We start from the raw sequence: 21,144 nt of genomic DNA on the forward strand, positions 1-21,144 counted from the left end.
GGTTCGGCTACTTGGGCAGGGCGCGCCCGCACACCGCGGCGACCACCCGCTGGTAGCCGGAACCGGTGACTCGGACCAGGGCGTCGAGGGCCTTGGCGTCGGAGCCGATGAGCACGCGCGGCCGTCCAGCGCCGACTCCCCTGAGGATGACGCGTGCGGCGGTCTCGGGCGTGGTCTTGGCCAGCTTGGCGTCGAAGAACTCCGCAAGGATCTTGGCGTCGGAGCCCACCGCGGCCGTGCTGTTGCGGGCGATGCCCGTCTTGATGCCCCCGGGGTGCACGCAGGTGACCTTGACGGGGTGCTTGTTGATGAGCATCTCCTGGCGCAGCGACTCGGTGAAGCCGCGCACGGCGAACTTGGCCGAGTTGTAGGCGCTCTGGGTGGGGATGGACAGCAGCCCGAACAGGCTGGAGACGTTGACCAGGTGGCCGTCGCCGGAGGCGATGAGGTGGGGCAGGAACGCCTTGGTGCCGTTGACGACCCCCCAGAAGTCGACGTCCATCACCCGCTCGATGTCCTTGAACTCGGTGACCTCGACGTCGCCGCTGAAGGCGATGCCGGCGTTGTTGAACAGCAGGTTGACCACGCCGTAGTGCGCCGCGACGGCGTCGGCGTACTCCAGCACCGCCGAGCGCTCGGCCACGTCGAGGTGGTCGGAGCGCACCTGCGCCCCCAGCCCCTCGCACTGGCGAACCGTCTCGGCCAGGCCGGCACTGTCCACGTCGGACAGGGCCAGCCGGGCGCCCCGGCTGGCGAGGTCCAGCGCCAGCGCGCGGCCGATGCCCGAGCCGGCTCCGGTGATGACGGCGACCTTGTTGGTGAAGTCGGTCTTCATGCTGACGCCTCCTCGGCGGTCGGGACCGGCTGCGCGGGTGCAGCTGTGGACGGCCCAGCGGTGGAGCTGACAGCGGCGCGGCGGGTGTAGCGGTAGGCGTCCAGGTCGAAGCTCTTGGTGGCCTTGCGGAAGGCGAAGGTGAAGTCCGGCCACAGGGTGGTGTTGTTGCCGTGCGCGTCGAGGTACCAGCTGGCGCACCCACCGCGCATCCACACCGTGGGGTCGAGCTTGCGCTGCAGCATGGCGTTGTACTCCTGCTGCACCTCCGGGCGGACCTCGACGGTCGCGATGCGCTCCCGCGCCACGGTGTCCACCGCGTCCAGCACGTAGCTCAGCTGCGACTCGATCATGTAGACCATCGAGGTGTGCCCGAGGCCGGTGTTGGGTCCGACCAGGAAGAACATGTTGGGGAAGCCGGTGACGGCCGAGCCCTTGTAGGCCTGCATGCCGCGCTCGGCGAAGTGCTCAGCCAGCGTGCGGCCGTCGGCTCCGACGATGGTCTCGTAGGTGGGTGAGTCGGTGACGTGGAAGCCGGTGGCCACCACGATGGCGTCCACCTCGCGCACGGTGCCGTCCTTGGTGACCACCGCGTTGCTGGTGACCTTGTCGATGCCGTCGGTGACCAGGTCGACGTTGTCGCGCTGCAGGGCCGGGTACCAGTTGTTGGAGATGAGCATCCGCTTGCAGCCGATGCGCCAGGTGGGCGTGACCTTCTTGCGCAGCTCGGCGTCGGGCACCTGCTGGGCCATGTGCTTCGAGGCCACGCGCTGCAGGATGCGGGTGAGGCGCGGGTCCTTGGCCAGTGCCACCACCTGGGTCTCGCGCATCGCGTAGATCAGGCCGCGGGAGAGCTTCTGGAAGCCGGGCACGTGCCGGAACGCGAAGCGCTCCAGCCTGGTGTACTCGCGGTCGAACCGGGGCAGGATCCACGGGGCGGTGCGCTGGTAGACGTCCATGTGGGCCACCTGCGGCGCGACGGCGGGCACGATCTGGATGCCCGAGGCGCCGGTGCCGATCACCGCCACCCGCTTGCCGGTGAGGTCGGAGTCGTGGTTCCAGCGAGCGGAGTGGAAGATCTCGCCGGTGAAGTCCTCGATGCCGGCGATGTTGGGCAGCGCGGGCTCGCACAGCGCGCCGACCGCGCTGATGACGGTGGCCGCCGACCAGCGGCCCTTGGACGTCTGCACGTCCCAGCGCTGCGTCTGGCCGTTCCAGCGGGCGGACTCCATCTCGCAGCCGAAGACGTGCTTGTCCAGCACGTCGTAGCGGCGCGCGGTCTGCTCCAGGTAGTCCTGGATCTCCGCCTGCCGGGAGAAGCTGCGGCTCCACTCCGGGTTGAGCGCGAAGGAGTACGAGTACAGGTGCGAGGGCACGTCGCAGGCAGCACCGGGGTAGGTGTTGTCGCGCCAGGTGCCGCCGACGTCGGCGCCACGCTCGATCACCACGTAGTTGTTCTTGCCCGCCTGGGTGAGCTTGATGGCCGCACCGAGACCGGAGAACCCGCTGCCGATGATGAGCACGTCGACCTGCTTCGCCTGGGACGGCGCGCGGTCCTGCGCGGGCGTCGCGGCTGCGTCTGTGGCTGTTGTCATGTGGCAACGGTAAACCACTGTTGAACGACGGTCAATAACTGTTGAGCAGGATTCAGTAGGGTGGTGGCGTGCCCACCGACAAGCGAACCCGGCTCAGCCCGGGAGCCCGCCGCGCCCAGCTCATCGCCCTCGGCGCGGAGATGCTGGCCGAGCGCCGCCTGGAGGAGGTGGGCGTGGAGGAGATCGCCGACCGGGCCGGGATCTCCCGAGGGCTGCTGTTCCACTACTTCGCCTCCAAGCAGGACTTCCACCTGGCCGTGGTGCGGGAGATGGCCGCCGCCATGCTGGAGCGCACCGCACCCGACCCGGCGCTGCCGCCGCTGGAGGCGCTGCACAGCTCGCTGTCGGCGTTCATCGACTTCGTCAGCGAGAACCGCAGCGGCTACGTGTCGCTGCTGCGCGGTGCGGCCAGCGGGGACGAGGCGATGCGTCAGGTCTTCGACGACACTCGGGCCGAGATGGCCAGCCGGACCCTCGCCCAGACCCCGGTGCTGGGCATCCCCGCCGGCCCACGCACCCGGCTGGCGGTGCGCGGCTGGATCGCCTTCACCGAGGAGGCGGTGATCAGCTGGTTGGCCGAGGACGACCTCTCCCGCGAGGAGCTGATCGACCTGATCAGCCAGGCACTGACCGCGCTGCTGCTCGGCGCCGCCCCGCAGTGAGGCCCGCCCGCCTGCCGCCGGGCCGGCTCAGGCGGTGAGCCGCGCGGCGACGAGCTTGCTGGCCTGCTCGATGTAGTCGATGCCGGTCTGCCGGTCGGGCTGGTGCTGGGTGAACACCACGAGCAGGATCCGGTGTCCGGCCGCGGTGACCACGCCCATGCTGGTCACCGCCCACTGGTTGTCGTCGTCGGAGTTGGGCAGCCAGCCGTTCTTCACCGCCGTGGTCGCCCCGGGATCGGCCGCCGCCGTCACCCCCCAGCGCTGGTCGGCTGCCACCGACTGCATGAGGCCCAGCGCGTACTCCCGGTTCTCGGTGTTGAGCACCGACGTGGAGGCGGTCAGCGCATCGAGCAGCGCGACCTGGTCCTGGGCGTTGGTGGTGGTGAGTCCAAAGAAGCCGGAGGCACCGACCTCGGTGCTGCGCAGGCCCAGCCGCTTGCTCACCGTCGCGAGCCCCGGTCCGCCACCCAGGCGGTCGAAGAGGGTGGTCGCCGCGTCGTTGTCGCTGATGGTGATCATCCGCGTCGCCAGGTCCTCCTCGGACGCGCTCAGCGGCCGACCGGCATCCTGCGCCTTGAGCAGCGTTCCGATGAGGATCTCCACCTTGACGGCGCTGGCGGTGACCATGCCGGCCGTGGCGCCGGTGACCACGCTCTGCCCGGTGCTCAGGTCCCGAGCGGCGATGGAGACGTCGGCCGAGCGCGTGATGCCGAAGGAGCGGTCGAGCTGGGCGAGCTGCGCCTGGAAGGCCGTCTCCGCCGCCTCGGTGCCGGAGGTGCCGGCGCGCTCGGCGGCGCGGGTGGTGGTCTCCGGAGTGCTCGTGGGGGGCGCGCTGGTCGGTGCGGCGGGGACCGGCGAGGCGGTGACGCTGGGTGCGACCAGGACGTCCTCGTCAGTGGTGCGGGCGACCGGACCACTGGACTGCGACAGCGCGGCGGAGCAACCCGTGGCGAGCAGCGGGAGGACGAGCGCGGCGACCACGGTCGCGCCGACGGAGCGTCGTGCCATGCGTCCACTCCGTTCCGATCACCGGTTCCCTGCCGTCCTCTGCGGCGAGGATATCGGGGGAACCTGCCCGAAGCCTGGCAGAGCTCGCGGGCCACGCCGGAGCGCGACTGTCCTCACACGAGCCCAGTGTCTCCGATCAGGTCACCAACGGCGAAGGTGATGCCCATGGCGGCCCCGCCACCAACCACCAGGCGGACCATCGCCGGCACGGCAGGGGCGCCCCCCAGCCGGGCGCTGATCCAGCCGGTGATCGCCAGGGCCACCAGCACCACCACCACGGTGACCGGCACGCGCCAGGTCGCCGGCGGCAGCACGATGGCCAGCAGGGGCAGGATCGCGCCGAGGGTGAACGACAGGCCCGACGCCCCCGCGGCGTGCCAGGGGTTGGCCAGCTCGTCGGGGTCGATGCCCAGCTCCACCTCCGCGTGCGCGCCCAGCGGGTCGCGCGCGGTGAGCTCCTTGGCCACCCGGTGGGCGGTCTCGTCGCTGATGCCCTTGGCCCGGTAGAACCCGGCCAGCTCCTCCAGCTCGGCCTGCGGCATCTCTGCCAGCTCCTGGCGCTCCCGGTCCAGCAGGGAGCGCTCGGTGTCGCGCTGGCTGCTCACCGAGACGTACTCCCCCAGCGCCATGGACACCGCGCCGGAGACCAGGCCGGCCACACCGGCGGCGACGAGGGGGCCGCGGCTGGTCGCCGCCCCGGCCACACCCACCACCAGTCCCGCGGTGGAGACGATGCCGTCGTTGGCCCCCAGCACGCCGGCCCGCAGCCAGTTCAGCCGCGAGGAGAGCTGCCCGGGGCGGTGCGGCTCGCCGGAGTGCGCGTGGCTGCGGCGTCCGTGCGGCGCGGACGCACCGCCGGCGGCGCCACGCGAGGGCCCGGGAGTCACCCCGTCCACGGTAGGTAGCGGCCGGGGACCCGACCAGCAAGGCGAGGCTTACCGGGCTGCTAGCCCAGCACCAGCACCGCGGTGCAGAACACGACCACGACCACCAGCGCTGCCACGTCGAGCAGCCCCAGGCGGGCCTTCTGCGCGGTGAGCTGGCCGGTTCCGCCGCGGGCGGTCACCGCATCGCCCAGCTCGGCGGCGCGGCGCAGCGAGACCGCCATGGCCGCGCTGAGCATGTCCAGCCCCTCCGTCATCAGCTGGTCCAGCGACCGCCTGCGCCGCCCCTCGGGCACCGGGCGCAGCCGCTGGGCCGCCCGCAGCACCGACCACTCCTCGGCGAACAGTGGCACCGCCCGCAGGCACAGCCCCACGGTCACCGCCCACTCCTCCACCGGCAGCCGCAGCCACTTCAGCGGGCGGGTCAGCCGGGCGAACGCCGGGGCGATCTCGCCCATGGGCGTGGTGAGCCCGACCATCAGGGAGATCCCCAGCAGGACGAAGGCCAGCACGGTGACGCGCACGTAGATCAGCAGGGCGCCGAGACCGACGGTGACCGGCCCGAGCGTCACCTCCGGGGTTCCGCCGGCGGGCACGTTCAGCAGCGCGCCCAGCCCCAGGGCCAGCCAGAACCACCACGGCACGTGCGGCAGCACGGCACGCGGAACTCGGGCGACCGCGATGAGCACGGCCAGCAGCACGGCGGTGGCCCCGAGCGCCGGCCAGGAAGGCACGAAGGTGAGGGTGAGGCCGATCAGGACGACGCACACCAGCTTGGTGCCCGCCCACAGCCGGTGGACCACGGTGTTGCCGGGCACCTGCCGCAGCAGCGTGGGTGAGCTCATCGCCGGGCCTCCCCGAGCACCGGGCGGGGCTCGTCGCTGAGCCGGCCGCGGTGCAGCCGCACGGTGCGCGAGCACACCGCCTCCATGCCGTCGAGGTCGTGGGAGATGACCACCACGGTGAGCCCCGCCTCGCGGCGCAGCCGGGCGAGCAGCTCCACCAGGCCGCGCTGGCTGGGCACGTCCAGGCCGGCCAGCGGCTCGTCCAGGACGAGGACCCGGGGGCGGTTGGCGAGCAGGCCGGCCAGCGCGACCCGCCGCAGCTGCCCCCCGCTGAGCTGGTCCACCGGTCGGGCGGTGAGCAGCGGGTCCAGGCCCACCGCCGCCAGCGCCTCGCCCACGGCGGACCAGTCGGGGTGGCTCTCGGTGCCCGTGGCGGCAGCGACGTCGGCACCCACGGTCGGGCGCAGCACCTGCAGCCGGGCGTGCTGGAACGCCAGGGCGACCGCGCCGACCTGCTCGTGCACCGGCCGCCCGTCGAGCAGGCACTGCCCGGCGGTGGGCTGCACCAGCCCGGCGAGCACCCAGGCCAGGGTGGACTTGCCGGAGCCGTTGCCGCCGACCACCAGCACCCCCTCGCCCTCGCGCACGGTGAGGTCGACCTCCGCCAGCCCACGCTGCGCCCAGGGGGAGCTGACGTCGTAGGTGTGGCTGACGCCGCGCAGCTGCAGCAGGGGCCGGCCGGTGGCCGGCGGCGCGGGCGTCAGCGCGGGGCGGGCTCCCTCGCTGAGCCAGGCGGCGGGGGCGTCCACCACCCGGCCCTGCACCAGGTGCACCACGTGGTCGGCGCCCACCGTGTCGGCGGCGCGGTGGGTGACGTGCACGACGGCGATGCCGTGGGTGTGGGCGAGCTCGCCGAGCAGCGCCACCAGCTGCTGCCGGCCCTCGGCGTCGACCATGGCGGTGGACTCGTCGGAGAGCAGCAGCGCGGGTCGGCGGGCCAGCGCGGCGGCCACGGCGAGTCGTTGCAGCTCCCCGCCGGAGAGGGTGCTGGTGTCGCGGTCGCCCATGCCCGCCAGGCCCACCGTGCGCAGCAACCCGTCGACGTCCACCGCGGTGCCCTCCGGCAGGCCCCACACCACGTCGTCGGCCACCCGCACGCCCAGGATCTGACTCTCCGGGCGCTGCAGGATCATCGCGGTGCCGCCGTGGGCGCCCAGCCCGCTGCTGCCCGGCCGCAGCACGGCGCCGTGGCTGGGCGCGCGGCCCGCCAGCAGGCGCAGCAGGGTGGACTTGCCCGAGCCGTTGGCGCCGACCACGGCCACCAGCTCACCCGGGCGGACGGTCAGGTCGACGTCGGTGAGCACGGCGCGCTCGGTGCCGGGGTAGGTGAACCCGACGCGCTCCAGCGACGCCGGTACCGGTGCCACCGTGTCGTCGCCGGGCTGCTGTCCGGTGGCCGGACCCTGCAGCGGGTCGGGCGCCGCGGCCAGCTCCATCCGGTGCACCACCGCGCCCAGCAGCGACCAGGTGACCCAGGTTCCGAACGCCAGGCTCACCCCGACGACGGCGGGCACGGTGAGCCACCAGTAGTCGATCATCGTCTGGGTGCGGGCGTCGACGTCGGCGGCGAGGTCGGCGAACGGGGCGAACCCGGCCAGCATCTCCATCGCCCCGTGCACGCTGTTGGCCACCGAGTCCAGCACCAGCTGCCTGGTCTGGCTGAACAGCAGCAGCAGCAGGTCCACCAGCACGCCCAGCACCGGCACCGCGAGGAGGACGTAGAGGGCGGCGGTGAACCCACCGCGACCGCGACGGCGGACGTCGCCGACGAGCCCGCCCAGCAGCACACCTGCCCACACCCCGGCCAGCGCGCCCGTGCCCGCCAGCGCGAAGGCGACCACGGTGGCGGCGACGGAGGCGCCCAGCAGCGCACGGAGGCGGTGGCGGTAGGCCACCAGGCCCATCGGGACGACGCCGACGAAGGTGAGCGCGCTGGCCGCCGGGATCACCGTGGCCAGCACTCCGAGCCCAGCCGTCATGGCCGCCATCACGCCGGCGGTGGCCAGCTCCACCGGCTGCAGCGCGCCTCGCGGTTGCCTCGGGTGGGACCGGGATTCCAACACGTCGCCAAGTCTGCCATCGCCGCCTTACAGCCAACTGAGTCCCGGCCGTTCCGCAGTCCTGTCCACGGAGCCCGCCGCGGCGCAGAATCGAGACCACCCCGTCGACCACAGGAGCCTCGTTGACCACACCACGCACCACTCCCGCCTCGCCGCGCGTCGTCGTGGGCATCGACGGATCAGCGCCGTCGGAGCAGGCCCTGCGGTGGGCCCGCTTCCTGGCCGACACCACCGGCGCCGGGGTGGAGGCAGTGGCGGTGTGGCGGGCGCCCTCCACCTACGGCTGGGCCGGCATCAGCCGACCGGAGATCACCCTGGGGTGGGACCCCGCGGCCGACGCACACCGACTCGTGGTGGAGACGGTGCAGAAGGTGTTCGGCACGCCCACCTTCCCCGGCCTGACCGTCACGGTGCGCGAGGGCAACACCGTCGAGGTGCTGCTGGAGCTGAGCGGCGAGGCCCAGGTGCTGGTGGTGGGCAGCCGGGGGCGGGGCGGGTTCAGCGGCATGCTGCTCGGCTCGGTCAGCGCCGCCTGCGCCGAGCACGCCACCTGCCCGGTAATGGTGGTGCACGGAACCACCCCGCCCCCGCCCCGTCCGTGAGCTGAGCGCCCACGCCCAGAGCTGCCCCTTGACCGACGGCGGGCGACTCCGACCGCCGCCGCGGCAGGCGTCGGCACCTCCGGCGACCACGGTGAGCGACACCGCATTACAGTGACCTGGATCACGAGGGGTCGCCTGCGCGCCCGCCAGACGCGCTCGTGCCCGCCAGACAAGGGGAGGCCGCCGTGCCCGAGGTCCACGGATTCTGCGACGACCGCTTCGCTGCGCTGCACGCCGCGCTGCAGGACAACCTGTCCTCAGGGGCTGAGCTGGGCGCGTGCCTGGCGGTGACCATCGACGGCGAACCGGTGGTGGACCTGTGGGGCGGCTGGTCGGACACCGAGCAGACCGTGCCGTGGGAGCGCGACACCATCACCAACGTGTGGTCGTCGACCAAGACGGTGACCGCCCTGGCCGCCCTGGTGCTGGTCGAGCGGGGCGAGCTGGACGTCCACTCCCCCGTGGCGCGGTACTGGCCGGAGTTCGCCGCCAACGGCAAGCAGGACGTGCAGGTGCGCCACCTGCTCTCGCACACCTCCGGCGTCTCTGGGTGGGACGCGCCGTTCGCCATCGAGGAGATGTACGACGCCGAGACGGCCGCGGCCCGGCTGGCCGCGCAGGCGCCGTGGTGGGAGCCGGGCACCGCCTCCGGCTACCACGCGCTGAACTACGGCCACCTCGTCGGGGAGGTGGTGCGGCGCGTGACGGGACAGTCGCTGGGCCAGTTCGTGGCCACCGAGATCACCGGCCCGCTGGGCGCCGACCTGCACATCGGCCTGCCGGCGAGCGAGCTCGGCCGGGTCTCCGACGTGGTGCCGCCACCGCCGCTGGGCCTGGACTACAGCACCATCGACCCCAGCAGCGTGATGATCCGGACGTTCACCGGACCGGTGGCCGACGCCCGCGCCAGCTGGACCGACGCGTGGCGCGCGGCGGAGATCGGCGGCGCCAACGGCCACGGCAACGCCCGTGCGCTGGCGCGCATCCAGTCGGTGATCGCCTGCGGCGGCGAGGTGGACGGGGTGCGGCTGCTCTCCCCCGCCACCATCAAGCTGATCTTCGACCAGCAGTCCGACGGCACCGACCTGGTGCTGCAGACGCCGCTGCGCTTCGGCATCGGCTTCGCCCTGCCGCACCCGACGTCGGTGCCCTTCGTGCCGGACGAGAAGGGCATCTGCTTCTGGGGCGGCTGGGGCGGGTCGCAGGTCGTCATCGACACCGAGCGCCGGATGGTGGTGTCCTACGTGATGAACAAGATGGGCGCGGGCCTGCTGGGATCGGACCGCAGCGCCCAGTACGTATCGGCGGCGTTCGCGGCGGTGTGACCGCGGCGCGGCCGGAGCGGCTGCGGCTCGGAAGAAGAAGGACGTGGTGGCCAGGGCCGGGATCGAACCGGCGACCCTCCGCTTTTCAGGCGGATGCTCGTACCAACTGAGCTACCTGGCCGGATGCGACCGGAGTCATCCGAACGCCTGGCGACCCTGACGGGACTCGAACCCGCGACCTCCGCCGTGACAGGGCGGCGCGCTAACCAACTGCGCTACAGGGCCATGCTTGTGGTGCTTGTACAACCTACCGTGCTCATCGAGAGTGTACTGCCGTACCCCCTACGGGATTCGAACCCGCGCTGCCGCCTTGAAAGGGCGGTGTCCTAGGCCGCTAAACGAAGGGGGCGCACTGGTTTCCCGGCTGGGCCACCAGCGGTGATTTCCACCGTCCAGCTTTCCGTTGGGGAGCGGAGGAAGCATAGGACACCTTCGGCGTGGTTCCCAAACCGGGTGGTCAGCGGCCTGCTGGCGAGCGTTTGCGCAGGTGGCTTGGCCCCGAACTTGCCGCGCGCCCGCCGATCGGGTGCGCTGGGTGACATGAGCGACACTTTTGACGTCATCGTGGTGGGCGCCGGGGCCATCGGGGAGAACGCCGCGGGGCGCGCCGTGCAGGGCGGGCTGTCGGTGGCGATGGTGGAGGCGCAGCTGATCGGCGGGGAGTGCTCCTACTGGGCGTGCATGCCCAGCAAGGCCCTCATCCGCACCCCGCAGGCAGTGCACGACGCACGGGCCCTGCCCGGGGTGACCGCCTCGTTCGACCCGGCCGCGGTGCTGGCCCGGCGCAACCAGTTCACCCACGACTGGGACGACGCCAGCCAGCAGGAGTGGGCCGAGGGCGCCGGCATCACCGTCGTCCGCGGCACCGCGCGGCTCACCGGGCCCAAGGAGGTGCAGCTGGACGACGGCCGCCGGCTCACCGCCACCCAGGCCGTGGTGCTGGCCACCGGCAGCGTGCCGGCCGAGCCACCCATCGACGGCCTGGCGGACACCGAGCACTGGGGCTCGCGGGAGGCGACCTCGGCCCAGGCGGTGCCGGAGAGCCTGGTGGTGCTGGGCAGCGGGGTGGTGGGCTGCGAGCTGGCCCAGGCCTACGCCCGGCTCGGCTCAGCGGTGACCATGCTGGTGCGCGGTGACCGGGTGCTGCCCAAGGTGGAGCCGGCGGCCTCGGACCTGGTGCGCGCCGGCCTGGCGGCCGACGGCGTGGACCTGCGGTTCGGGGTGAACCTCACGCGGGTGCACCGCGACGACGACGGTCTGCTGCTCCACCTCGACGACGGCAGCGAGCTACGGGCCGAGCAGCTGTTGGTGGCCACCGGACGACGCCCGGCCACCGACGACGTCGGCGTGGAGACGGTGGGCCTCACCCCGGGCGAGACCCTGCACGTGGACGACAGCGGGCAGGTGCAGGGCGTGGACGGCGACTGGCTCTACGCCTGCGGCGACGTCACCGGCCGCGCACCGCTCACCCACCAGGGCAAGTACGACGCCCGCGTGGTGGGCGACGTGATCGCCGCCCGGGCCAAGGGGACGGTGGACGCCGCGCCGTGGAGCCGCTACGCCGCCACCGCCGACCACGCCGCGGTGCCGCAGGTGGTGTTCACCGACCCCGAGGTGGCCTACGTGGGCAGGACCGCCCAGGAGACCGAGCGGGCCGGCATCGCCCACGACGTGGTGGAGATCGACATCGCGGTGGGCGGGTCCTCGCTGTACGCCGACGGGTACACGGGCAAGGCGGTGATGGTGGTGGACCGCGAGCGCCAGGTGCTGCTGGGGCTGACGTTCGTGGGTCCGGGGGTGGCGGAGATGCTGCACGCCGCGACCATCGCGATCGTGGGCGAGGTGCCGCTGCACCGGCTGTGGCACGCCGTGCCGTCCTACCCGACGCTGAGCGAGGTGTGGCTGCGGCTGCTGGAGGCCTACGGCCTGTAGGGGCGTCTGCAAGTACGCCCTACCGGCCCCGTGGCCGTCTGCAACCGCTACCAAGCAGCCAGCCCAAGCACCCAGCCGCCGCTACGACTCCAGCGCCTCCGCCACGGCGGGCCCGAGCACCTCGGCGGCCCGCCCGCGCACCACCAGGTCGGCGATGCCGTCCAGCGGTGTCGGCTCGTCGTTGACGATCACCAGCGCCGCGCCGGCCTTCACCCCCTGCACCGGCAGATCCGCGGCCGGGAACACCTGCAGCGAGGAGCCCACCGCGATCACCAGGTCAGCCGAGCACACCAGCTCCACCGCTTGCTGCACCACGTCGGGGAAGAGCATCTGCCCGAAGGAGACGGTGGCCGACTTCACCAGGCCGCCGCAGAGGGGGCAGTGCGGGTCCGGGTCGCCGGCGTCCACCTGCTCCTCGCCCCACGTGTACGGCGCGGTGAACCCGCAGCCGTCCGGCGTGCCGTCGCGCGGGGCGAGGCCGATGCACATCACGTCGCGAGCCGTCCCGTGCACCTCCACCACCGGGCTGCTGCCGGCCAGCTGGTGCAGCCCGTCGATGTTCTGGGTGACGACCCCGACGGCGTGCCCGGCGTCCTGCAGCTGGGCCAGTGCCCGGTGCGCGGCGTTGGGCTGGGCGTTGTGGGCGAAGAACTCCCGCCGCATGGCCCAGCTGTTGGCCCGAACCTGCGCGGAGGAGACGTAGCGGTCGAAGGTGTACTCGCTGGGGTCGTAGCGGGTCCACACCCCGCCGGGCGAGCGAAAGTCCGGGATCCCGGACTCGGTGGAGATCCCGGCCCCGGTGAAGGCCACCGCGCGCCGGCTGCTGCGCAGCAGCTCGACCAGGGTCGGAGCGTCGTAACCAGGCATGGCAGGCATACCCCAATTGTCCCAGGTGTCGCTTGCTCGAGGCACGAGGGCGCACACGAGAGCCCCGGTGGCACGAGACCACCGGGGCCGCTGGAGGTGTGATGGCTGTGGCACCAGCCCGCCACTCAGGTGCCGAGTGCTGGCAGTGCGCGGGGCCGTCGACGCGGACCCTCAGCGCCACAAGGGGATGCGCAACGTGCGGGCGAGTGGGCAGCCATCGTCGTTGTCAACGTCGTCTGCTATGTCATCACCGTCCTCGTCATCGTCTCCTCCTGGGGGTGGTGACAGCTCACGTCACCACGTGGGTCGCAGCTCCCCCGCTCGAGGCGGAGACCGCTGCCTGCACTGGGCGCTCATCGTGGTGTCCCGCTGACCGGACAGTCTCTGCGCGGCCAGGACGGCACCGGAGTGCTCGGGCGCTCGGTACAGCTGGTCGATCATCGTTGCTCGGGTGTGCATCGGGACTCCTGCGTCCGTGCCCGGGTGGGTGAGCCAGCGAGCTCAGGCGTTGGTGAGCTGCTTGGCCTCGCCCTGGTCCGGGCTGATCACCTGGATCTTGCGTGGCTTGGCCTTCTCCGCGACCGGGATGGTCAGGCGCAGCACCCCGTCCCGGTAGACCGCCTCGATGCGGTCGGTGTCGAGGGTGTCGCCCAGGAAGAGCTGACGGCTGAAGACCCCCCGCGGGCGTTCAGCAGCCACCATCTCCCGGTCGGAGCTTCGAGCCGGGCGCTGCGCGTGCACCGTCAAGGTGTTGCGCTCCACGTCCAGGTCGATCGAGTCGGCCTGCACGCCAGGGAGGTCGAACTCCACGACGAAGGAGTCCCCCTCCCGCCAGGCGTCCATCGGCATCGCCGTCGGACGGGCAGCGGTGCCCATCACCTGCTGCGTCAGGCGGTCGAGCTCGCGGAACGGATCGGTACGCATCAGCATCTTGCCTCCACCTCCAGTGTCCGGTTCTCGGTTCCGGTGTGCAAGTTATCTGCATCACCCGGCACAGGTTTTTTATAGCACTGGCGTCAGCGTCTAGGCAAGGGGGTACCGCTCCCCCTCCGCCGCGCGGCGAGCAGCCTTGCGGCCTACCTTCGCCAGCACTGGGGCGATGAGCCGGCCCAGCGCTTGCCCGGCAGGAGGGAGAAGCCGTGACCGTGGACCTGGCCCACGACGTGACCGGCCGCGCCGACGCCCCGGTGGTGGTGCTGCTGGGGTCGCTGGGCACCGACCGCACCGTGTGGGACCCCCAGCTGGGGCCGCTGGCCGAGCACCTGCGCGTGCTGCGGGTGGAGCTGCGCGGCAACGGCGCCTCGCCCGCCCCGGAGGGCCCGTACACGATGGCCGAGCTGGGGGGTGACGTGCTGGCGCTGCTGGACCGCCTGGAGCTGCCCCGCGCCCACCTGGTGGGGCTCTCGCTGGGCGGGATGGTGGCGCAGTGGATCGCCGCGCACTCCCCCGAGCGAGTGCACACCCTGAGCCTGCTCAGCACCTCCGCGCACTTCGACGAGCCGCAGGCCTGGCGCCAGCGGGCGGCGACGGTGCGCCAGTCGGGCTGCGCGGAGCTGGCCCCCACCGTGGTGCAGCGGTGGTTCACTCCCGAGCTGGCCCAGCGCGACCCCGCGCTGGTGCGGCGCTACGTGGCGATGGTCGGCGCGACCGATCCGCAGGGCTACGCCGGCTGCGCCGAGGCGATCGCCGGCTGGGACGGGCGCGCCGACCTCGGCCGGATCACCGCCCGCACCCTGGTGGTGGCCGGGGCGGACGACCACGCGACGCCGCCGTCGCACCTGGAGACCATCGCCGACGGGGTGGCCGACGCGCACCTGCACGTGCTGACCCGCGCCGCGCACCTGTGCAGCGTGGAGCAGGCCGGCGCGGTCACCCAGCTGCTGCTGGACCAGCTGGTCGGCGAGCACGCCGGCCGGGCCCAGGCGCACGCGGTGGGGCTGCGGGTGCGGCGCGAGGTGCTGGGCGCTGCCCAGGTGGACTCCGCGATGGAGGCCACCACGGAGTTCAGCGCGCCGTTCCAGGACTTCCTCACCCGGGTGGCCTGGGGCGACGTCTGGCACCGCCCGGGCCTGAGCCGGGCCACCCGCTCGGCCGTCACCCTGGCCGCGCTCACCGCGCTGGGCAGCGAGCAGGAGCTGGCCGTGCACGTGCGGGCGGCGCTGCGCAACGGGCTGTCCTCGGAGGAGATTGCCGAGGTGCTGCTGCAGACGGCCGTCTACGCCGGACTGCCCCGTGGCAACCGCGCCTTCGCGGTAGCACAGAATGTGATCACCGCTACTGCCGGCTGATCCACCGTGCCTGTGCGTACCGGTGTGGCGCCCGCGCAGCGGAAGTGCGAAAGTAGCCGTAACACCGTGAGCCCGCTCACAGTCCGATGAGGAGCGTACTTAGTGCCTTGGCTCCATTCTGGGCGGATTGACGCTCCCCGTCGCCGCGCGCCCCAAGCGGTCCTCGCCCTGCTCGCGTCCCTGCTGGTGCTGGTGGGCGTGGCCAGCCCCGCCGCCGCCCAGCCCGACCCCACACCGCCCCCCAACCCGGGCGACGGCCAGCTCAACGAGGCCGCCGAGGCCGCGCAGCGCAAGGCCGACGAGCTCACTCGCCTGGCGGGACAGCTGACCTCCGCGCAGACGCAGCTGGTGGAGCTGCACAACCAGCTGGCGCTGACGATGGAGACCGCCAACAAGGCGCTGGTGGACCACACCGCCGCCCAGCAGGCAGCGACGTCGGCGGCCACCGCGGCCACCGTGTCCGGGCTGTCGGTGCTGCTGGCCAAGACGTCCCTGGACGACGCCAACGCCCGGGCCGCTCGCTTCGCCCTGGGCAGCTTCCAGCAGGGCAGCACCATCAGCTCGTTCAGCGCCTACATGGCGGCCAACAGCCCCGACGAGCTGCTCGACCGGGTGGCCCTGCTCAACGCCGTGGGCGGCAGCCAGCTCGAGGTGATGAAGGGCCTGGACGCCGCGCGGCAGTCCACCGCCGACGCCGACGCGCGAGCGGTGGCCAGCAAGGCCCAGGCCGACATCGCCGCTGCCGATGCCGGCAGGGCCAAGCAGACCGCCGACGCCGCCATGCAGCAGGCCAGCAAGGCCCAGGCCAGCCAGCTGGCGCGGGCCAAGCAGCTGGAGAGCCAGGCGGCACGGGCGCAGTACGACCTGCAGGTGGCGGCGGACACCGCCAACGGCCTGCAGCGGCAGCGGGCCAGCTTCGAGCAGTGGGACGCCCAGCGCCGCGCCCAGCAGGCCGCCGCCGACCGCGAGGCGGCCGAGCAGGCCCGGCAGGCGATCGCGAGCATCAACGGCTCGCTGGAGGCCGTGCCGGCCACCCCGGCGGCGCAGGCCGTGATCCGCCGGGCCGCCACCCAGCTGGGCCAGCCGTACTCCTGGGGCGGCGGTAGCTACACCGGCCCCACGGTGGGCATCCGCGACGGCGGGGTGGCCGACACCTTCGGCGACTACGCCAAGGTGGGCTTCGACTGCTCCGGGCTGATGATGTACGCCTTTGCCGCGGTGGGCATCCAGCTGCCGCACTACTCCGGCTACCAGTACCAGTCGGGCCGGCAGGTGCCGCTGGCTGAGATGCAGCCCGGCGACATGGTCTTCTACGGCCCGTCCGGCATCCACCACGTGGCGCTGTACATCGGGGCGGGCAAGATGATCGAGGCGCCCGAGTCGGGCAAGTTCGTGACGGTGTCGAACGTGCGCACCGACGGTTTGGTGCCCTACGCAGTCCGGCTGACCTGAACAGTGCGGCTGACCTGAACCCGCACCTGCAGCGCGGCGGCGGCCTTCGCTAGGCTTCCCAGGGCGATCGGCCCTGCTGGGCTGGACGTCTCGGGCCTCTAGCTCAGTTGGTAGAGCTACGGACTTTTAATCCGCAGGTCGTCGGTTCGAGCCCGACGGGGCCCACCATTTTCCGCCGAGGTGAGGGCAGAAGTTCGGGCCCCAGCTGTGGCTCCGCGTGCCGCCGCACCGAAGATCGTCGGATCACCCTGCACGGCCGTCATGCACGCCGTCTCAGCTCACCGGCGCGTCCGTGCCCGCAGCGACCACCGCCTCGGACTTCGGAACAGTCGGGGCAGAAGCCTCGGCGTTCACCATCGACCGGATCAGCTCGTTGATCGCCTCGCGCTGGCGCCGGGTGAGGCGGGCCGCCTCAGGCGGTGCCACGTACGGATCAGCCTCCCCCGCCTGCACTCCCGCGGCACGCCGCAGCTCCGCCAGGGACAGCGACGGCAGCGTGCCGGCGAGCGCCTGCAGGACCTCTTCCGTGGGCACTCCGTGCTTGCCGCGAAGGATGTTGTTGACCGTTGCGGGCGAGAGGCTGTAGTCGCGGGCCCCGGCTTCCCGGGACACTCGCCGCCCGCTCCAGTCCTCGGGGAGGTGCTGCTTCAGCAGATCCGAAAGTTGGCTCATGACGAGAAGAGTTCTCAGGAATGGCGCGATGAGTCAACTGTCCGTCTAGCCGAGGTGCGGTTCACCGGACGTGTGCGCCCGAGTCCCTGGCGCCCCTAGGCCGAGGTCAGGGCGTGAGCAGCGCCTTGATGGCCCGGCGCTCGTCCATCGCGCGGTATCCCTCGGCGGCCTGGTCCAGCGGCAGGGTGAGGTCGAAGACCTTGCCTGGGTCGATCTTGCGGTCCCAGATGAGCTGCACCAGCTCGGGCAGGTACCGGCGCACGGGGGCTGGTCCCCCGTGCAGGTGCACGCCGGAGAAGAACAGCTCCTGGCCGGGCAGCGTCACGTCGTGGGACACCCCGACGTAGCCGACGTGCCCGCCAGGCCGGGCGGAGCGGATGGCCTGCATCATCGACTCCTGGGTGCCCACCGCCTCGATCACGCTGTGCGCACCGAGCCCGTCGGTCAGCTCCTTGATCCTGGCCACGCCATCGTCGCCGCGCTCCTCCACGATGGTGCTGGCACCGAAGTCCCGGGCCAGCGCCTGCCGGTCGGCGTGGCGGGACATGGCGATGATGTGCTCCGCGCCCAGCTGCCGGGCGGCGAGCACCCCGAGCAGACCCACCGCGCCGTCCCCGACCACCACCACCGTCTTGCCCGGCCCCGCCGCGGCGGCGTCGGCGGCGAACCAGCCGGTGCCCAGCACGTCGGAGGCGGCCAGCAGCGACGGGACCAGCTCGGGGTCGGGCTGGCCCGGGGTGGCGACCAGGGTGCCGTCGGCGAGCGGGATGCGCGCCCGCTCGGCCTGCGTCCCGATTCCGCCCATCCCCACCCGGTGCACGCAGTGCGACTGGTAGCCCGACCGGCAGATCTCGCAGGTGTTGTCGGAGGCGAAGAACGACCCGACGACGAAGTCGCCGACCGTCAGCGTCCGCACCTCCGGCCCGATCTCCTCCACCACGCCGACGTACTCGTGTCCCATGGGGGCGTCCTTTACCGACTCGATGCCGCGGTAGGGCCACAGGTCCGACCCGCAGACGCAGGTCGCGGTGACCCGGATGATGGCGTCGCTGGGCTCGACGATCCGGGGATCCTCGCGCTCCTCGACTCGGACGTCACCGGGGGCGTGCATCACGACTCCACGCATGTGGCCACTCCTCACTCTCGCGGGCTCTCGCCCCATTGAACGCCCGCCGGTGGTGCCCCGCAGACGTCAGCGGGGCCCGGACGGTCATGATGGCGCGGTGACGAGCACGCGCACCGTGGCGATCCTGGCCTTCAACGACATGGAGGTCCTCGACTACGCCGGGCCCTACGAGGTCTTCAACGTGGCCGGCGAGCTGAGCGACCCCGCCGAGTTCTCGGTGATCTCGGTCGGACTCACCGGCGCGGTCGCTACCGGACGCGGTGGCTTCACGGTGCAACCCGACCACGGCTTGGACGACTGCCCGCCCGCCGACCTGCTGGTGGTGCCCGGCGGCGCCGGTGCCCGCAAGCTCCAGTCCGACGACCGGCTGCTGGCCTGGCTGCGCGACCGGGCGGCCGAGGTCGAGATGCTGCTCTCCGTCTGCACCGGGTCGCTCGTGCTGGCCTCTGCCGGCCTGCTGCACCGGCGGCGGGCGACCACGCACCACACGGCGTACGCCGAGCTTGCCGACCTCGATCCGACCGTGCAGGTCGAGCGCGGGCCGCGGTTCGTGCGCAGCGCGGACCGGCTGTGGACCTCCGCCGGGATCTCCGCCGGCATCGACCTGTCGCTGCGGGTCGTCCGCGAGCTCGCCGGGGCGCGGATCCACGACGACGTGGTCGCCGAGATGGAGTGGGGCTGGGGGTCCTGAGCGTCGCCGGAGTGGTTACCGGCGCCGGGTGAAGCCGCCCCGGAGCTCTGCCGCTGAACGCCGAGCCCCGGTGGCACCGCACACGCCAGCGGCCGGCCTCTCCGTGCAGGAGAGACCGGCCGCTGGGGTGGGGTGCTGCTGGTTACGCGCCCATGTCCACGATGGCCGCGACGGGGCCGCCGCCCTCGGGGCCCTGGTGGGCCGCGGAGACGGAGACGAACACCGCCGGGTCACCGGTGACCGCTGCGGTCACGCCACCGACGCAGGACTTGATCTGGCGGTGCCAGTGCACGTCGGAGTCGTCCAGCATCGCGTTGCGACGGCCGCGCACGGTGCCGTCCTGGCTCGCCTCGCACTTGAGGAAGACGTTGACGAGCTTGCCGTCGAGGTCGCTGGTGTGCGGCCGCTCGGGCAGCTCCAGGCCGGCGTCACGGATGGCGGCCCAGATGCCGTCGGAGTCCAGGGCGTCCTTCATCACGCTGTGGCCGACGCGGTAGCGGCCACCGACGCCGCGGGCGTTGCCCACCACGACGATCTGCGCGCGGTCGAGCTCCACGCCCGAGGAGCACGAGGCCACCGCGGAGTACAGCTCGCGGTTGTGCATGACGTCCTCGTCGGTCGGCATGTCGATCTCGCCGAGCGCGACGGCGATGCCCAGGGCCGTGCCGCCGTTGGACAGGTCCATGGACTCGTGCGTCTGCTCGGTCCACACCGTCTTGCCGCGGCTCTTGGCGTCGCGGATGGTGTGGATGGTCAGCAGCGGGGTCTTGGTCTGCACGTAGTGCACGTCGGCGGGGTCGGTGATGCCGGCCTGGGCCATCGCGTCCTTCACGGCGGCGGCGACCTTGGTGATCATCGCGGTGCGACCGATGTCCTCGGGCAGCAGCTCCTCGCTCATCGCCACGCCCACGGTCAGGCGCGGCTCGTCGGTCTGCGGGGCCTTCTCCGCCGGGACCGTGGCGAAGATGGTGGCGTGCGGGCTGATCACGCCGTCGGTGCCGCCGGACCAGACGATGGGGATGTCGCCCACCTCGGCCGCGCTGCGCGTGCCCTTGGCGGAGATGACCTCGCGGAAGGCGCGGTCGGCGATGATGCGGGTGTAGTCGTTGACGCCACCGTTGCCCTCGGTCTTGCCGATCACCGCGATCACGCGGTCGGCCTCCAGGACGCCGTCGTCGATGAGCTTGGCCAGCTCGCTCGCGTCCGAGACGTTGTGCAGCGGAACCTTGCGGACCTCAATTGCTTCAGGCACTGAGCTCTCCTCCGAGTTGGTGGATGTGGCGTTGATGGGTGTGGCGTTGGTGAGTGGAGCAGCCGGGGTCAGGGGGTCACGATCGTTCCTGCGGTCCCCGCCAGCGCACCGGCGATGTTGTGCAGGGAGGTGATGACCGAGCGCCCGCCTGCCTCGGCGAAGCGGCAGGCAGCATCGACCTTGGGGCCCATGCTGCCGCCGGCGAAGTGCCCGGCCGCGGCCAGGTCGCGCAGCTCGGCCGCGGTGATCGCACCGATGGGGCGCGCGTCGGGCGTGCCCCAGCCGATGATCGCGGCGTCGACGTCGGTGGCGATGACGAGCACGTCCACCGCCAGCTGGTCGGCGAGCACCGCGGCGGTGAGGTCCTTGTCGATCACGGCCTCCACGCCGCAGAGCTCACCGTCGGCACTGCGGACCACGGGGACCCCACCACCGCCGGCGCAGACCACCACCTGCCCGGCGTCGAGCAGGGCGGTCACCGTGGCCGACTCCAGGCACTCCAGCGGCTCCGGGGAGGCGACCATGCGCCGCCAGCCCCGCTCACCGCGGTCCTCCCAGACCTGGCCGTGGTCGATCATCACCTTGGCCTCGGCCTCGGGGAGGTAGCGGCCGACGGGCTTGCTGGGCTTGGCGAAGTGCGGGTCGTCGCCGGAGACCAGGGTGCGCGAGACCAGCACCGCCGAGCGCGCCGAGCACTCGCGCTGGGCCAGGGCCTGGTCGAGCGCGTTGAGCACCAGCACGCCGATGGTGGCCTGGGTCTGCGCCCCGCACCAGTCCAGCGGCACCGGCGGCACCACCGCGGCGGCGATCTCGTTCTTCACCAGGAGGTTGCCCACCTGCGGACCGTTGCCGTGCGTGAGCACCACCTCGGCACCGTCGGCCACCAGGTCGGCCACCGCGGCCATGGCCGAGACCACGGCCGCCCGCTGGTCGTCCGGGTCGGCACGGCCGTCGGGCGCGGTCATGGCGTTGCCACCCAGCGCAATCAGTACTCTCACCTTGGCCACGCTAGCCACGGACCGTTGCCCAGGGCATCGGCAATGGTTGCCCA

The 21,144-nt window shown here is 72.5% G+C and carries 19 protein-coding genes and 4 tRNA genes; 8 read left to right on the forward strand and 15 right to left on the reverse strand.

Going from position 1 to position 21,144, the window contains the following annotated elements; translation table 11 throughout:
* Positions 1-7: 7 nt before the first annotated feature.
* Together AC3YO9_RS02055 and AC3YO9_RS02060 are read right to left on the reverse strand one after the other, a co-directional pair.
* Positions 8-835 carry an SDR family NAD(P)-dependent oxidoreductase gene (locus AC3YO9_RS02055; RefSeq protein ID WP_127784101.1) on the reverse strand — a complete coding sequence of 276 codons (828 nt, stop codon included), beginning with the start codon at positions 833-835 and terminating at the stop codon, positions 8-10.
* A complete protein-coding gene (locus tag AC3YO9_RS02060; RefSeq protein WP_489981958.1) occupies positions 832-2,427 on the reverse strand; it encodes a flavin-containing monooxygenase in 1,596 nt (531 codons plus the stop codon). Before AC3YO9_RS02060 ends, AC3YO9_RS02055 begins: the two co-directional genes overlap by 4 nt.
* 68 nt (positions 2,428-2,495) lie before the next feature.
* On the opposite strand from AC3YO9_RS02060, the gene AC3YO9_RS02065 reads away from it, so the two are divergent.
* On the forward strand, positions 2,496-3,089 hold the full coding sequence (locus AC3YO9_RS02065) for a TetR/AcrR family transcriptional regulator (RefSeq protein WP_127784103.1): 594 nt from the start codon (positions 2,496-2,498) through the stop codon (positions 3,087-3,089).
* A 27-nt stretch (positions 3,090-3,116) separates the two neighbouring features.
* Here AC3YO9_RS02065 and AC3YO9_RS02070 read toward each other — a convergent pair whose 3' ends face one another.
* The 4 genes from AC3YO9_RS02070 to AC3YO9_RS02085 form a co-directional block, all read right to left on the reverse strand.
* Complete coding sequence (locus tag AC3YO9_RS02070; protein ID WP_489981959.1) at positions 3,117-4,097, reverse strand: serine hydrolase; 981 nt, start codon at positions 4,095-4,097, stop codon at positions 3,117-3,119.
* Between the two features lie 113 nt (positions 4,098-4,210).
* On the reverse strand, positions 4,211-4,873 hold the full coding sequence (locus tag AC3YO9_RS02075; protein WP_241249950.1) for a VIT1/CCC1 transporter family protein: 663 nt from the start codon (positions 4,871-4,873) through the stop codon (positions 4,211-4,213).
* 170 nt (positions 4,874-5,043) lie between these two features.
* Positions 5,044-5,826 (reverse strand): energy-coupling factor transporter transmembrane component T family protein, encoded by a 783-nt coding sequence (locus tag AC3YO9_RS02080; protein WP_489981960.1) that lies wholly within the window; start codon positions 5,824-5,826, stop codon positions 5,044-5,046.
* Positions 5,823-7,889 carry an ABC transporter ATP-binding protein gene (locus AC3YO9_RS02085; protein ID WP_489981961.1) on the reverse strand — a complete coding sequence of 689 codons (2,067 nt, stop codon included), beginning with the start codon at positions 7,887-7,889 and terminating at the stop codon, positions 5,823-5,825. The genes AC3YO9_RS02080 and AC3YO9_RS02085 overlap by 4 nt, the downstream gene beginning before the upstream one ends.
* Before the next feature lie 119 nt (positions 7,890-8,008).
* Here AC3YO9_RS02085 and AC3YO9_RS02090 point away from each other — a divergent pair, with 119 nt between their 5' ends.
* Together AC3YO9_RS02090 and AC3YO9_RS02095 are read left to right on the forward strand one after the other, a co-directional pair.
* On the forward strand, positions 8,009-8,488 hold the full coding sequence (locus AC3YO9_RS02090) for a universal stress protein (RefSeq protein ID WP_127784107.1): 480 nt from the start codon (positions 8,009-8,011) through the stop codon (positions 8,486-8,488).
* 185 nt (positions 8,489-8,673) lie between these two features.
* On the forward strand, positions 8,674-9,813 hold the full coding sequence (locus tag AC3YO9_RS02095) for a serine hydrolase domain-containing protein (RefSeq protein WP_489981962.1): 1,140 nt from the start codon (positions 8,674-8,676) through the stop codon (positions 9,811-9,813).
* A gap of 44 nt (positions 9,814-9,857) precedes the next feature.
* Here AC3YO9_RS02095 and AC3YO9_RS02100 read toward each other — a convergent pair.
* The 3 genes from AC3YO9_RS02100 to AC3YO9_RS02110 all read right to left on the reverse strand — a co-directional run bounded on the left by AC3YO9_RS02100 (position 9,858) and on the right by AC3YO9_RS02110 (position 10,162).
* Positions 9,858-9,934, reverse strand: a tRNA-Phe gene (locus AC3YO9_RS02100).
* Positions 9,935-9,961: 27 nt separating this feature from the next.
* Positions 9,962-10,038: transfer RNA gene (locus tag AC3YO9_RS02105), tRNA-Asp, on the reverse strand.
* Positions 10,039-10,089: 51 nt separating this feature from the next.
* Positions 10,090-10,162, reverse strand: a tRNA-Glu gene (locus tag AC3YO9_RS02110).
* Between the two features lie 191 nt (positions 10,163-10,353).
* Here AC3YO9_RS02110 and AC3YO9_RS02115 point away from each other — a divergent pair.
* Positions 10,354-11,745 (forward strand): dihydrolipoyl dehydrogenase family protein, encoded by a 1,392-nt coding sequence (locus AC3YO9_RS02115; protein WP_489981963.1) that lies wholly within the window; start codon positions 10,354-10,356, stop codon positions 11,743-11,745.
* 81 nt (positions 11,746-11,826) lie between these two features.
* Here the strand turns inward: AC3YO9_RS02115 and AC3YO9_RS02120 are convergent, their stop codons facing one another.
* Positions 11,827-12,621 carry an SIR2 family NAD-dependent protein deacylase gene (locus AC3YO9_RS02120; RefSeq protein WP_489981964.1) on the reverse strand — a complete coding sequence of 265 codons (795 nt, stop codon included), beginning with the start codon at positions 12,619-12,621 and terminating at the stop codon, positions 11,827-11,829.
* Positions 12,622-13,113: 492 nt separating this feature from the next.
* Positions 13,114-13,542 carry an Hsp20/alpha crystallin family protein gene (locus AC3YO9_RS02125; protein WP_127784111.1) on the reverse strand — a complete coding sequence of 143 codons (429 nt, stop codon included), beginning with the start codon at positions 13,540-13,542 and terminating at the stop codon, positions 13,114-13,116.
* A 209-nt stretch (positions 13,543-13,751) separates the two neighbouring features.
* On the opposite strand from AC3YO9_RS02125, the gene pcaDC reads away from it, so the two are divergent.
* From pcaDC to AC3YO9_RS02140, 3 genes are all read left to right on the forward strand, one after another.
* Entirely contained in the window at positions 13,752-14,900 is a 1,149-nt protein-coding gene (gene pcaDC, locus AC3YO9_RS02130; RefSeq protein WP_489981965.1) for a bifunctional 3-oxoadipate enol-lactonase/4-carboxymuconolactone decarboxylase PcaDC, read from the forward strand.
* 102 nt (positions 14,901-15,002) lie between these two features.
* A complete protein-coding gene (locus AC3YO9_RS02135; RefSeq protein WP_489981966.1) occupies positions 15,003-16,352 on the forward strand; it encodes an NlpC/P60 family protein in 1,350 nt (449 codons plus the stop codon).
* 92 nt (positions 16,353-16,444) lie between these two features.
* Positions 16,445-16,520, forward strand: a tRNA-Lys gene (locus AC3YO9_RS02140).
* Between the two features lie 105 nt (positions 16,521-16,625).
* Here AC3YO9_RS02140 and AC3YO9_RS02145 read toward each other — a convergent pair.
* Together AC3YO9_RS02145 and AC3YO9_RS02150 are read right to left on the reverse strand one after the other, a co-directional pair.
* The gene (locus AC3YO9_RS02145) at positions 16,626-17,024 is read right to left on the reverse strand and encodes a hypothetical protein (protein WP_489981967.1); all 399 of its coding nucleotides are present in this window, start codon (positions 17,022-17,024) and stop codon (positions 16,626-16,628) included.
* A 106-nt stretch (positions 17,025-17,130) separates the two neighbouring features.
* Positions 17,131-18,150 carry a zinc-dependent alcohol dehydrogenase family protein gene (locus AC3YO9_RS02150; protein ID WP_489981968.1) on the reverse strand — a complete coding sequence of 340 codons (1,020 nt, stop codon included), beginning with the start codon at positions 18,148-18,150 and terminating at the stop codon, positions 17,131-17,133.
* Positions 18,151-18,247: 97 nt separating this feature from the next.
* On the opposite strand from AC3YO9_RS02150, the gene AC3YO9_RS02155 reads away from it, so the two are divergent.
* The gene (locus tag AC3YO9_RS02155) at positions 18,248-18,841 is read left to right on the forward strand and encodes a DJ-1/PfpI family protein (protein ID WP_489981969.1); all 594 of its coding nucleotides are present in this window, start codon (positions 18,248-18,250) and stop codon (positions 18,839-18,841) included.
* Between the two features lie 142 nt (positions 18,842-18,983).
* Here the strand turns inward: AC3YO9_RS02155 and bar are convergent, their stop codons facing one another.
* A complete protein-coding gene (gene bar, locus AC3YO9_RS02160) occupies positions 18,984-20,093 on the reverse strand; it encodes a barbiturase (protein WP_489981970.1) in 1,110 nt (369 codons plus the stop codon).
* Positions 20,094-20,161: 68 nt separating this feature from the next.
* On the reverse strand, positions 20,162-21,091 hold the full coding sequence (locus AC3YO9_RS02165; RefSeq protein ID WP_489981971.1) for a carbamate kinase: 930 nt from the start codon (positions 21,089-21,091) through the stop codon (positions 20,162-20,164).
* Positions 21,092-21,144: the final 53 nt, after the last annotated feature.

The sequence above is a fragment of the Rhodococcus sp. Z6_132 genome (assembly GCF_058133635.1).